The organism is Providencia sp. JGM181 (assembly GCF_018257375.1).
GTDB classification, from domain to species: Bacteria; Pseudomonadota; Gammaproteobacteria; order Enterobacterales; family Enterobacteriaceae; genus Providencia; species Providencia lanzhouensis.
In genome coordinates, this window is the sequence record NZ_JAERJY010000108.1 from 1 (window position 1) to 12,453 (window position 12,453).

Here is a 12,453-nt window from a genome sequence, read left to right on the forward strand (position 1 = left end):
CTTTTTAGGTAGTCTAATAATGAACAGTGTCTATTTCTCACCTAAAAAACAAGAAATTCAAAATGTTCTACTGTTGAACCCTCATCAACGATATGACTATTTTATCGGCAAGGTTGCGGATTGGGAGCAAGTATGGACACTGGGTAACCATGAGGGTTTAGTCACAGCTCAAGATGATAGTCAGTGTTTATTTTTACCGTTATGGGTCGCAAAAGAGTATGCCGAATTATGTTTAACCGATGAATGGGTCGAATGTTCCCCGCTTCCTATGACGTTGGAACATTTAATGACGGAAATATTACCTGACATGGCGAGCGCCAATATTAAAGCAGCAATCATGATGCTACCCAATGGCAAAGGTACCCCAATATTTGATGCTCAGAGCGTACTCGATGACTTACAAGAAGAGTGCCAGCAATATGAATAAAAGGCTGCACATTGGCAGCCTCATAAAAAACTCAAAAACAAATTTTACTGTTCGACACCCGTCGTCACAGTAAATTGACGGTTTTCTCCCGCTTCCAACCAAATCAGCGTTTGGTTATTTTTCGCGGCAATAAACCCTTCTGGGCGACAGGTCGCTGGTAACACAAATGCCCCCACTTTTTGATCGCCATTATATAAAATCCAGCGAGTCGCATAGTTCAGTTCATTGGCTTTAAAGCGGGTCACAAAGGTATTGCCCACAGGCGAGGTCATCTTAAATTCGGGATTGGCCGTATATTGGCTCAAATTATCCATAAAGAAGACAATCTCAGGATCACACATTTGTGGCTGATTCAGCTGATTAAGTGTCACTTCGCCTGACTTGAGCGCTTGGTTAAAATCGAGCCATTTTTGGGTTGGATGCACATGTCCCGGAATGGATTCACGCAGCTTAATCGCCTGTTCAGGAATATTTTGCGTTAAAGTGGCGTCGTCCACATAGGCATAGTTCATATGGCACATATATTGAAGCGGCATTGGTACAGATGCCAAGTTAGTGACGGACATATGAATATCAAACAGCGCGCTATCAGTATGCAGTTGCACAGACGGCGCCGCACGATAATGATGGCCAAAGCCCATCACATACTCATACTCGCCACACACTTTAAGACTGTTTTCCGTCAATTCAAGCCATGCGCTATCCATTGGTGCGCAAGGCATTTCCCCGTGTAATGGATGATTATCTTCTGGCGATGGGCAACCATTACTAATTAATCCAGAATGGAAGGCGAAGCAGCCATAGGTTTCAATCACAGTTGGAACAGGCTTAGGTTCTGAAAACATATTTTCCATTTTCAGATTTTGCCCACAAAACTCAGCATCCCAAATCATCTGCCCTAAAAATGGCAAAATGGTTAAATGTCCCTGCGAGTTTTCAACACGCAGCCCTTGCACACCAGATTGATAGACAAATGCGGAAACGGAAAACTGGCTATTTTTCAAAACTAAGGTCGGTTTTTCCGTAAATAAGCGTTTATGTAACGGGATAATTGTGTTCATTGTCATACTCACGGTTTGAGGTAAAGATGGGGTAGGCATGAAGCCTACCCTGAGTCACAGTCTATTATTTGGCTTCTTGTTTAGCTTTAAAGCGGCGCTCACCAACGAAGTAAATACCCACGTAGACAAAGCACAGCATAGAAACTAAGAAAGAGAGTTGCAGAGAGTGAGTGATATCCGCGACATAGCCTTGGATAGCAGGAACAACCGCAGCCCCGACAATCGCCATCACAATCACCGCACCTGCCATTTCAGTGTGCTCATTATCGACGGTTTCCAGCGTACCCGCATAGATAGTCGCCCAGCACGGTCCAAACAGGATGCTCACCAGTACTGCTGCATACACTGCGGTGAAGCTCGGCATAAAGGCCACATACACCAGGAACAGCACACCAATAATTGAATAGATAATCAGGACTTTATCCGCGTTAAAGCGAGTCATTAAGATGTTGGCAATAAATTTACCGATAAAGAAGCAGGCGAAGCTGTACACCATGAAGTTAGAGGCATCACGTTCGTTGATATCCCCCATTTCCAGCGCTAAACGGATGGTGAACGACCAAACGGCAACTTGCATGCCCACATATAAGAACTGGGCGATGATCCCTTTTCTAAAGCGGCTGTTTTTAGCTAAATATTTTAAGGTATCCAGTGCAGAAGGACGTTTATGTTCCGCCGTTTCTGCCACTTTACATTTCGGGAATTTCGTCAGTAAAAACAGGAGCATCACCACAACCAATACCATGATCATATAACGGTATGGCTCAAGGGTGTTTTCCAGCATCGCTAAACGGAACTCATGGATTTGAGTCGCATCCATGTTTGCCATTTGGTTTTGCAGGCTTTCCCCTTCGGAGAAGACCAAATATTTACCTAATAAGATCCCGCCAGCGGCACCGATTGGGTAGAAGGTTTGGCTGATGTTCAGACGCAGAGTCGCGTACTGTTTTGGACCAATCATCGAACTGTAGGTATTCGCTGCGGTTTCAAGGAAGCTTAAACCAATCGCGATAGCAAAAATCGCGGCTAAGAACATGGTATAAGTCGCCATATGAGACGCAGGGAAGAACATGGAACAACCCGCGATATACAAAATAAGCCCGATCATAATCGCGTATTTATAACTGGTTTTTTTGATAACCAGTGAGGCTGGAATGGCAATCAAGAAATAACCGCCATAGAACGCACTTTGCACTAATGCAGAGGCAAAGTTGCTGAGTTCGAAAACACTTTTAAACTGTGTGATTAAAATATCATTCAGTGCTGCTGCACATCCCCAGAGCGGGAATAAGCAGGAAAGTAGGATAAATTGGAATATAGGAGTCTTATTCAGGTACCCATCAGGTAACTGAGTTATATTTTTGATGTTCATATTAACCCTTAATAATTTTTATTATATTTTTAACCGGTTAAACGGGCTTTTTGCTCTAATGGCAACCTTCATTTCAACCGGTCATGCTCAACATCATTCAAATTCAGAGCAAATATTGTGGGTACAGGTAATGCTTCTGGTGCTTGAAAGATGATGCGTACTAATTATTCAACTGCACAAACTCACTGAACTGCTCGATGCTTGGGTAAGACGATTGCGTGCCTTTTCCCGTTACACTAAAGGCTGAAAACAGAACCGCTTTTTTCATCGCTTCTTCAATATTTCCGGTATGAACATAGTAATGAGAGAAGCAACCAATGAATGCATCCCCAGCCCCGCTGGTATCAATCGCGTTCACTTTGATAGCCGGAATGAACAGTTCGCTTTCACGAGTCATCCATAACGCACCTTTATCACCTAAAGTCACAATCAGGTTTTTCAGGCCTTTATCTAATAGGGATTGAGCCGCACGACGCACGTTATCCATGGTATCCACAGGCATATTGGTCAGAATTTCTAGCTCGGTTTCATTCGGTACAAAGAAATCACAACGGCATGCGTAATCTAAATCCAGTGCGCGTTGTGCTGGCGCTGGGTTAAGCAACACAGGAATGTTGTGCTTATTACCAAAGGCAATTGCGTGGTAAACCGTTTCCAGCTGCACTTCCAGCTGCAATACGATCAATTTACATTTTTTCAGATCTTCCGCAGCACGGTCGATATCTTCAGGGGATAAAAACTTATTCGCCCCTTTGACGATCAAGATGCTGTTCGATGAGTTTTGATTCACAAAAATCGGTGCAACGCCGCTCGATGTGCAAGGCACTTTTTCTACATAACGCGTATTGATGCCGTAAGACTCAAGATTACGAATCGTGTTATCCGCAAAAATGTCGTCACCGACCTTAGTTAGCATAATGACTTTGGAGTTTAATTTTGCTGCGGCAACAGCTTGGTTTGCCCCTTTACCGCCACAACCGATTTTGAAGGCTGGGGCTTCGAGGGTTTCCCCTTCTTTAGGCATTTGATCAATGTAAGTGATCAAATCGACCATGTTTGAACCGATAACTGCTATATCCATAATGTCCCTCGTGTTAAATAAATCACATAATGATATAATCCTAACATTATCATGTTGCAAAAATATCATTTGTGATTAGGATCTCGAATAACGAATGATCAAGTGTTATATCTGCCACATTTCCTCATTCTTTGTTACCTATTCCACATCTATTCTGAAAAACTTCATATAGGAAGGTTTAAAATGCAAGATTTAGCGAAATATATTGATCACACTTTATTGGCTGCCAACGCAACAGTTAACGATATCAAAACGTTATGTGCAGAAGCCGCAGAGCATCACTTCGCCTCTGTGTGTGTTAACACTGGCTATGTGCCATTGGCAAGCGAATGTTTAAAAGATAGCGATGTGATGGTGTGCTGTGTTGTTGGTTTCCCATTAGGCGCATGTTTAACAGAAGCCAAAGCCTTTGAAGCTGCTGAAGCTGTGCGCCGTGGTGCCGATGAAGTGGATATGGTTATCAACGTAGGTATGCTGAAAAGCGGTGATTTAGACTTTGTTCGTCAAGATATTGAAGCCGTTTTTGCGGCTTGTGGTAAGGCAACATTAAAGGTGATCCTCGAAACTTGCCTGTTAACTGATGAAGAAATCACACAGGTTTGTGAAATTTGCCGCACAATTAACGTTGGATTTGTGAAAACTTCAACAGGATTCAGTACAATGGGTGCCACTGAGCATCACGTCGCTTTAATGCGCAAAGTGGTTGGTAATGAAATTGGCGTCAAAGCATCCGGTGGCGTACGTACGCGTGAAACCGCAATTAAGATGATTGAAGCTGGTGCTAACCGCGTTGGTGCAAGTGCGAGTGTCGCTATTGTCACGGGAGAAAATACCACTCCAAGTGACTACTAAACAACGGGGCGCGGTTCGTCCGCGCCATCATAAAAAGGATTGCAGGGTGATAGAAACTAAACAAAAAGAACGCCTTCGCCGATTAAGTGAATGTATTAAACGTTCAGGACGCATTCATCTTAAAGAAGCCGCGAGAATACTCGAAGTCTCTGAAATGACCATTCGCCGAGATCTCAATGCGGATACCGAAGGCCCTATCCCAATGTCACTGCTTGGTGGCTATATTGTTTCTGTCACTCAACCTACCGCTTTAGCCCCTCACGAACCCCATGCCGATATTTTCACGCCAGATCAAACTGAAGACCTATATATTCCTAATTTAGCCGCCAGTATGGTCAGTGAAGATGATGTGATCTTTTTCGACAATGGCATCGAAATGGCGACCTTGATAGCCTTAATCCCAGAAGAAATTAGCTTTACCGGAATTTGTTATTCTCATAACGTTTTTCTCGCATTGAGCCAGAAAAAAAATGCCACGGCGCTACTATGTGGTGGGGAATACCGCCCAAAAAGTGATTCTTTTTACAGCCCAACGCTGCCTTCGTTACTAGATTCCATTAACCCCAAAAAAGCGTTTATGTCCGCCACTGGGGTTCACAGTGCTTATGGGGTGACTTGCTATAATCTCGATGATTTACCGATGAAAAAGAAAGGCATGGAAAAATCTATCCGTAAGATTTTATTAGCACCTTACAATCTGTTTGATGAAGTGGCGACCGCTAATATGGGCGAACTGTCCCAGTTTGATGTGATTGTGACAAACCGACAGCTTAGTGATGAATACGAAACATACTGCCGCAATGGGTTTGTGAAAGTGATTTATTAGTATGACGCATTTCATCAAAACAAATCGACACGTTTGAAATCGTGTCGATTTGTTTTCTCACTAAATTTTAACCGTCAAATAATCTTCCGCTATTTGCGTCTCAGGAAACTCAGCTTGGCACTCCGCCAGTAAACGCGGAATGTCATCCGACCCATAACGCCCACTGATATGCGTCGCAATAAACCGTTTTACTCCTGCTTGTTTGGCAAGCTGCGCCGCTTGTCGGGTAGAAGAGTGCCCATGTTCATTGGCTTTCGCCTCTAGCGCCACTTCTAGCGTAGTCTCATGCACCATCACATCGGCATTTTTTGCCAATAACAACGCATCTGGCGTTGGGATAGTATCCCCAAAAATCGCCACTACTTTACCTGCAACTGGCTCACCAAGGTAGTCAGCTCCATTCACGGTGCGACCATCTTCTAGCTCAATCACTTCGCCCTTTTTCAGCGCCTGCATCCAAGGCCCTCGAGGGATCCCATCTTGCTCCAGTTTTTGCACATTTAGCGCCCCCGGTTTTGGATGTTCTTCAATACGATAGCCATAACATTCTACGCGGTGATCCAACCGATACGCAGTGACAACCATCTCCCCATCATCAAATAACTTACCTGCCTCAATTTCTACAATTTCAAGAGGATAAGTCATATAGGAATCGCTCACTGATAAAACAGTTTCCACATACTGCTTCAGCCCTTTTGGCCCATATAGCGTCAGGGGATCCGTCGTTCCCCCCATAGAGCGGCTACACAGCAATCCCTGCAACCCAAAAATATGGTCACCGTGTAAATGGGTAATAAAAATCTTCTCGATTTTGGGTGTTTTAAAGGGGCTGTTTAAGATTCGGTGTTGAGTACCTTCGCCACAGTCAAAGAGCCAGTAGCTTTTACGGATACCGACTAAATTTAATATCATACTGGTGACATTGCGCTCTTTTGTTGGCACTCCTGCGCTAGTACCCAAGAAAGTCAGCTCCATCATAATTCCTTGTTTTATCGTTGTTATTATTTAAATCTGATTGATTTTATCCCAATCCAATCCAAATTTAGCTAAATACTTTCGCAGCCTATCTGCATCATTCGGTTGCTTTTTCTGTTGGCGAGACACCGCAAATAGAGTGCGCCCAGCTTCTGATAATGATGAAGATTTTCGGCACACATCCAGTACGGTGGCTAACTGCTGCTGTTCAAACAGGTCGATTTCCCCGACTTGCTTAGGTAGCTGTAGTTTAGATTTCGGCTGCCACTGCTGGCTTAAACGCTGAATTTCCTCCTCCACCACAGATTGCGTAATACGCCCACGTTCGGCGAAGGTTGCCATACGGGAAATTGAAGCGCCTAATTCACGGAAGTTGCCTCGCCATGCGGCTTTAGGGGAGCAAGAAAACTGAACATAGCGCTGACGTGCTTCTCTATCAAAACGGATTTGGCTCTGCTCTGCTTGGCAGAATTTTGCCAGTTCATAATCGATATTCGGCTCAATATCCTCACGGCGATCCGCCAGCCCTGGCAACACAAATGTCCACATATTAATACGGGCGAATAAATCTTCGCGGAATTTCCCCTCTTCCACCCACTCGGCAAGGTTGCGATGGGTGCCAGCTATCAACTGAAAATCACTTTGAATTTCACTGTCCGAACCAAATGGGAAAAAGCTTTTTTCTTCAATGGCTTTTAATAGCATTGCCTGCTCATCAAGCCCTAACTCGGCAATTTCATCCAAAAATAAAATCCCGCCGTCGGCCTCTTTCAGTAACCCTTGGCGTGGGTTAAGCGCGCCCGTAAATGCGCCCTTCACATGCCCAAATAACGTGGACATCGCATTATCGCCGCGCAAGGTGGCACAGTTAATCTCCACAAAGCGACCTTTGACTTGATGGCGCCCTTGGCGTAACTGGTAAATTCGCCGAGCCAGAAATGATTTTCCTGCCCCCGTTGGGCCATTGAGCAAAATCGGCGCTTTAGAGCGTAGTGCCACACGCTCGATTTGCTCAATCATGGTATTAAATGCCTGATTACGGGTGGCGATCCCCGCTTTTAAGAATGCCAACTGAGTTTGCTGCTGGCTATCAAAGCGGCTGGTGATTTGCGCATAACGGCTTAAATCAAGATCAATTTCCGCATACATACCCACAGGATCGATTTCCCGTTCCCCGCGAGTCGGTGAAGTTTGGATCAATTTTGCGGGCAAATAGTGTGCTTCCGTCAGTAAGAACCAACAGATTTGTACCACGTGGGTGCCTGTCGTGATATGCACCAAATACTCTTCGTTTTCTGTATCGAAAGGGTAGTTCGCAGAAAAATCCAGCAGTGAAGTGTAGACCTCTTCAAAGTCCCACGGGTCCGCAATATCCACTTCACGTAGCACCACCTCCGTTGTCGGCGATGCTTGCTCAATATCCTCTTTCACGCGGCACGCGAGCGAGTAGTCGTTCACCTGATGAATTAGCTCAAAACGGTGAATATCTAAATCTGCTTGCTGGCACAGTCCCACAGTAGGACGCCATTTTTTCCAGCGATTGGCTTTTTTACCGCGTCTATCAAGCACAGTACCCAATACGCCAATAACCACTTTTCTTTTTTGGTTCATATTTATAAATATTTATAAGTTACGATATAAAAATATATAAATAAGCATAAGTCATTCTGATAAACAATGGCACCGGAAAAATCAAAAAAATAATTAAATGTTAATTATCAATTAATTAAAAATATTTAATGGTATTTTTAGAAAGTTGGCACGCATCTGGCAATAGTCTGACTGTCCACTACCGGAATTTGTCAGAACTTCAGTTCTACCGGTGCAGACATGGTGGTTAGCCCCACTTCATGGTCTGTATTCCGCCGTTGGTAAGACCTATCTGGTAATAGCATGCGCTATCGGGTTCGAGTCCCGACATTCAAAACCAAATGAATAAAACGTGGTTGCCGTTTCGCCACACAGTGTTATCCGAGTCATCGCACCGGGCATTGAGCAAAACAGTAGACAGCCGTATGGCGCTCGATTGTTTCCCTCCTCGCTTCGTCGATGATTTCGATAACACCTCAATAAATAAAAAGGAAAATAACAATGACAAAAATTAACGTGGCACAGGGATACATTGCACTGACTTCAAACAAAGGCGACTTCAAGCAACTGTTCGTGGCTGGCGAACATCGCCTCTATGATTTATTTAATAAACTGACAGTGACTCAATTTGAACTGAATAATGATCCGATCGAAGAGAAACTCTCTGAACATTTACGCCAGTTTCACCCTGATTGGGTTGAAGAATACTGCGTAGATATCACTCTTGCAGATGATGAAATGGGCTTTGTGTATTTGCATAACAGCCTGACGGAAATTTTAGCGCCCGCAACGCGCCGACTGTACTGGAAAACGGGCAATACGTTGCGAATCGAAACCCAATCGACGGACGATGTGGTTATCAACCCAACACTACTGACGCGTTTGGCGGGTAAAAAACGCATCAAAGGTACCGATCTGGCGTTAATCAGCCAAGTTCCTGCATGGCATGTAGGTATCTTCAAATTAGATGGTGAAATTCAATCCATTTTACAACCCGGCACTTACGGCTACTGGAAGATTTGCCGTAAACCTGAAGTGGACGTGATTGATACACGGTTACAGGCATTGGAAGTCAGCGGTCAGGAGATTTTGACCAAAGATAAAGTCACTTTGCGTGTTAACTTATCGGCAAACTGGCGCTATGCCGACATTTTGTTGGTGTTATCCAAATTAAGCCAACCTGTGGATTATTTATATCGCGAGCTGCAATTTGCCCTGCGTGAAATTATCGGCACACGCACCTTAGATGAACTTTTGGAAAACAAGCAGTTAATCGACCAGCTGATGATGGAGCATGTGGTACAAACCGCCCTCACCTTCGGTTTAGAAATCGATAGCATTGGCGTGAAAGATATTATTTTACCGGGAGACATGCGCACCATCTTGTCTCAGGTAGTAGAAGCCGAAAAATCAGCGCAAGCCAACGTGATCCGTCGCCGCGAAGAAACCGCCGCCACCCGTTCACTGTTGAATACCGCCAAAGTGATGGAAAACAACCCTATTGCCTTGCGTTTGAAAGAGCTCGAAACCTTAGAAAATATTGCACATCGAATCGACCAAATTTCCGTTTATGGTGGATTGGATCAAGTATTAAACGGATTGGTAAAAATTAAGGAATAACAATGAATAACAATAACTTTAACCAAATTATGCAGCCAAATAGTGCGCCAGTAAAAATGTGGACTCACGGAGTCCCTGTTGACCCTGCGGCAGTGACCCAATTGCAAAACACCGCAAAAATGCCGTTTATCTTTAAACACCTCGCAGTGATGCCGGATGTGCATGTGGGTAAAGGTTCCACTATCGGGAGCGTGATCCCAACCAAAGGGGCGATTATCCCTGCGGCGGTTGGAGTGGATATTGGGTGTGGAATGATTGCGGTGCGTACATCGCTAACCGCATCGGATTTGCCAGATAGCCTGCAAAATATTCGTTTTGCCATTGAAGCGGCAGTACCTCATGGACGAACCACTCATCGACACGGTCGAGATAAAGGTGCTTGGTATCGAGCCCCTGATATTGTGGATACCCACTGGGCGCAACTGGATGAAGAGTTCAAACGTATCTGCGATAAATACCCAAAACTGCGTGGAACGAATCACTATAAACACTTAGGAACGTTGGGAACGGGAAACCACTTTATTGAGCTGTGTTTGGATGAGCAAGACCGTGTTTGGGTGATGCTACACAGCGGATCTCGCGGTGTGGGAAATGCGATTGGTAACTTGTTTATTACCTTGGCGCAAAAAGATATGCAGCAGCATATCGCCAACTTACCCGATCGCGATTTGGCGTACTTCCAAGAAGGAAGTCAATACTTCAACGACTATATGGAAGCCGTAGGTTGGGCGCAGGATTTTGCCCGTCATAACCGTGAAGTGATGATGCACCGCGTACTGGAAGCGCTGTCAAAAGAAATCACCAAACCGTTTATAACCCAGCAAGAAGCCGTAAACTGCCACCATAACTATGTGCAAAAAGAGCAACATTTTGGTGAAGAAATTTTGGTGACTCGAAAAGGGGCTGTATCTGCCCAAAAAGGGCAAATGGGGATCATTCCAGGCTCAATGGGAGCTAAAAGCTTTATTGTTCGCGGTCTAGGAAACGAAGAGAGTTTTTGCTCATGTAGCCACGGCGCAGGGCGCGTAATGAGCCGAACAGAAGCTAAAAAACGTTTTTCCGTGAGCGACCAAAAGATAGCGACCGCCCATGTTGAGTGCCGAAAAGATAGCGATGTGATTGATGAAATTCCAATGGCGTATAAAGACATTGATGCAGTGATGGCAGCCCAATCATCGCTGGTAGAAATTGTACATACGCTACGCCAAGTAGTGTGTGTGAAGGGATAATACCCCCTGTTAGGAGCAAAAAGATGAAAAGTAGCAGCATGGAAAAAATGAGTGATGGTGTATCCATGCTTATGCAAGAAAGGATACGTGAAACATTAAGCGAGATAGAACGCACTCACCAAGTCAAAATATTATTTGCCTGTGAATCCGGTAGTCGTGGTTGGGGATTTGCCTCACAAGACAGTGATTATGATGTACGCTTTATCTATGTGCATTCCCTCGATTGGTATCTGACACTCGATAGAAAGCGTGATGTGATAGAAAAGCCGATTGACGACGAGCTAGATGTGTCTGGTTGGGAATTATCAAAAGCCTTAAAACTGATGCGTAATTCTAACCCCGCATTAATTGAATGGTTACAGTCGCCGATTGTTTATCATAAAGATGAGGACTTTTTTGCTCAGTTAGAATCATTGGCTAAACAATTCTACTCACCGTTAAAAGCGCGTTACCACTATCTTTCTATCAGTAAAAGGAACTTACACACTGATTTTAAGGGCGAAGAAGTGAGATTAAAAAAATACTTTTATATCTTACGGTCAGTATTAGCTTTGCGATGGATAGAGAACCATAAAAATATGCCACCGATGGCTTTTCGTGATTTAGTCGCGGCATGTGTCAGACAAAAGGATGTATTAACGGAAATTAATACGCTGCTAGAGATAAAAGGTCGAGGCAAAGAAAGCCTATATGGCGCGCGCAGACCCGCTATTGACGCCTTAATCCAAGAAACCATAGACCGCATGGAAAGCTACCAATTTCCAGAGCCGTCTTGTAGAGATAGTCGCCTGTTAGATGCGTTCTTACAGAAAACCATCTTAGAATTTAGTGCTAAATAGCGTTTCTCGTTATCAAACAAAGGGCATCGATTTCGATGCCCTTTTCACTATTTCACGCTATTTATCGCCAATTCTCACTTTTTACCACAGAGAATTTCCCTGCCCCCAGTAACGCAATCGCCAGCGCACTCACAAAGAAATAAACGATGCTCTCAATCGCCCATGCCCCTGTTTTATCCAGTAAGAACGTTTTATCTAACCCCACCATTAACCATGCAACAATCATCGTGAACGCCACTAACAATGCAGATGGTCGAGTCAAAATACCCAACACAATGAAAATAGGAGCAACCACTTCACCCAAAATTGTGCCGTAAGCAATAAATTCAGGTAAACCATAAGAGGCTAACAACCCTTTGATGCCACTCGCACCTGTTAGCAACTTGCTCATTCCGTGAAATAGCATTAACCCACCCACAGCTAAGCGCAACAGCAATTTTCCTGCGTCTTCATGTGACAAACAACGATTGAAAAGTCCGACCATTTTGCACCCCATCTCTCTACGTTATGTTACTTATCATTATGGTTCAAAAATCAGAAATGAGAATTGTTTTAATTTTCATTTTGTTCATCTATATCAA

Annotated in this window: 12 protein-coding genes; 6 read left to right on the forward strand and 6 right to left on the reverse strand. The window is 44.2% G+C overall.

Features of this window, described 5'->3' with window-relative positions; translation table 11 throughout:
• Positions 1 to 427, forward strand: a 427-nt coding sequence (locus tag JK188_RS13080) for a DUF2750 domain-containing protein (protein WP_336431818.1), incomplete at its 5' end; no start/stop codon positions are given.
• A 44-nt stretch (positions 428 to 471) separates the two neighbouring features.
• Here the strand turns inward: JK188_RS13080 and JK188_RS13085 are convergent.
• The 3 genes from JK188_RS13085 to rbsK all read right to left on the reverse strand — a co-directional run bounded on the left by JK188_RS13085 (position 472) and on the right by rbsK (position 3,941).
• Positions 472 to 1,488: an aldose 1-epimerase family protein gene (locus JK188_RS13085; RefSeq protein ID WP_211887921.1), complete on the reverse strand. Its 1,017-nt coding sequence runs from the start codon at positions 1,486 to 1,488 to the stop codon at positions 472 to 474.
• A gap of 64 nt (positions 1,489 to 1,552) precedes the next feature.
• The gene (fucP, locus tag JK188_RS13090) at positions 1,553 to 2,860 is read right to left on the reverse strand and encodes an L-fucose:H+ symporter permease (RefSeq protein ID WP_211887855.1); all 1,308 of its coding nucleotides are present in this window, start codon (positions 2,858 to 2,860) and stop codon (positions 1,553 to 1,555) included.
• Positions 2,861 to 3,020: 160 nt separating this feature from the next.
• On the reverse strand, positions 3,021 to 3,941 hold the full coding sequence (gene rbsK, locus JK188_RS13095) for a ribokinase (protein ID WP_154601062.1): 921 nt from the start codon (positions 3,939 to 3,941) through the stop codon (positions 3,021 to 3,023).
• 183 nt (positions 3,942 to 4,124) lie between these two features.
• Here rbsK and deoC point away from each other — a divergent pair, with 183 nt between their 5' ends.
• Both deoC and JK188_RS13105 read left to right on the forward strand, forming a co-directional pair.
• Entirely contained in the window at positions 4,125 to 4,793 is a 669-nt protein-coding gene (deoC, locus tag JK188_RS13100) for a deoxyribose-phosphate aldolase (RefSeq protein WP_036955058.1), read from the forward strand.
• Positions 4,794 to 4,839: 46 nt separating this feature from the next.
• The gene (locus JK188_RS13105) at positions 4,840 to 5,619 is read left to right on the forward strand and encodes a DeoR family transcriptional regulator (protein WP_036955059.1); all 780 of its coding nucleotides are present in this window, start codon (positions 4,840 to 4,842) and stop codon (positions 5,617 to 5,619) included.
• Between the two features lie 60 nt (positions 5,620 to 5,679).
• Here JK188_RS13105 and rnz read toward each other — a convergent pair whose 3' ends face one another.
• The gene (rnz, locus tag JK188_RS13110) at positions 5,680 to 6,594 is read right to left on the reverse strand and encodes a ribonuclease Z (protein WP_211887922.1); all 915 of its coding nucleotides are present in this window, start codon (positions 6,592 to 6,594) and stop codon (positions 5,680 to 5,682) included.
• Between the two features lie 30 nt (positions 6,595 to 6,624).
• Complete coding sequence (gene rtcR, locus JK188_RS13115; protein ID WP_211887856.1) at positions 6,625 to 8,205, reverse strand: RNA repair transcriptional activator RtcR; 1,581 nt, start codon at positions 8,203 to 8,205, stop codon at positions 6,625 to 6,627.
• A gap of 480 nt (positions 8,206 to 8,685) precedes the next feature.
• Between rtcR and JK188_RS13120 the strand changes: the two genes are divergently transcribed.
• From JK188_RS13120 to JK188_RS13130, 3 genes are read left to right on the forward strand one after another with little or no spacing between them, the layout of a single operon-like run.
• Positions 8,686 to 9,804 (forward strand): slipin family protein, encoded by a 1,119-nt coding sequence (locus JK188_RS13120; RefSeq protein WP_211887857.1) that lies wholly within the window; start codon positions 8,686 to 8,688, stop codon positions 9,802 to 9,804.
• Between the two features lie 2 nt (positions 9,805 to 9,806).
• Positions 9,807 to 11,033 carry an RtcB family protein gene (locus JK188_RS13125; RefSeq protein WP_211887858.1) on the forward strand — a complete coding sequence of 409 codons (1,227 nt, stop codon included), beginning with the start codon at positions 9,807 to 9,809 and terminating at the stop codon, positions 11,031 to 11,033.
• Between the two features lie 23 nt (positions 11,034 to 11,056).
• On the forward strand, positions 11,057 to 11,872 hold the full coding sequence (locus JK188_RS13130) for a nucleotidyltransferase domain-containing protein (RefSeq protein ID WP_442959126.1): 816 nt from the start codon (positions 11,057 to 11,059) through the stop codon (positions 11,870 to 11,872).
• 61 nt (positions 11,873 to 11,933) lie between these two features.
• Here JK188_RS13130 and JK188_RS13135 read toward each other — a convergent pair whose 3' ends face one another.
• A complete protein-coding gene (locus JK188_RS13135) occupies positions 11,934 to 12,356 on the reverse strand; it encodes a DoxX family protein (protein WP_036955165.1) in 423 nt (140 codons plus the stop codon).
• Positions 12,357 to 12,453 lie beyond the last annotated feature (97 nt).

Excerpts from the sequence above, each read along its gene's own strand:
- JK188_RS13085 (WP_211887921.1), bottom strand. The coding sequence starts at position 1,488 with ATGAACACAATTATCCCGTTACATAAACGCTTATTTACGGAAAAACCG.
- fucP (WP_211887855.1), bottom strand. The coding sequence starts at position 2,860 with ATGAACATCAAAAATATAACTCAGTTACCTGATGGGTACCTGAATAAG.
- rbsK (WP_154601062.1), bottom strand. The coding sequence starts at position 3,941 with ATGGATATAGCAGTTATCGGTTCAAACATGGTCGATTTGATCACTTAC.
- deoC (WP_036955058.1), top strand. The coding sequence starts at position 4,125 with ATGCAAGATTTAGCGAAATATATTGATCACACTTTATTGGCTGCCAAC.
- rnz (WP_211887922.1), bottom strand. The coding sequence starts at position 6,594 with ATGGAGCTGACTTTCTTGGGTACTAGCGCAGGAGTGCCAACAAAAGAG.
- rtcR (WP_211887856.1), bottom strand. The coding sequence starts at position 8,205 with ATGAACCAAAAAAGAAAAGTGGTTATTGGCGTATTGGGTACTGTGCTT.
- JK188_RS13120 (WP_211887857.1), top strand. The coding sequence starts at position 8,686 with ATGACAAAAATTAACGTGGCACAGGGATACATTGCACTGACTTCAAAC.
- JK188_RS13125 (WP_211887858.1), top strand. The coding sequence starts at position 9,807 with ATGAATAACAATAACTTTAACCAAATTATGCAGCCAAATAGTGCGCCA.
- JK188_RS13130 (WP_442959126.1), top strand. The coding sequence starts at position 11,057 with ATGAAAAGTAGCAGCATGGAAAAAATGAGTGATGGTGTATCCATGCTT.
- JK188_RS13135 (WP_036955165.1), bottom strand. The coding sequence starts at position 12,356 with ATGGTCGGACTTTTCAATCGTTGTTTGTCACATGAAGACGCAGGAAAA.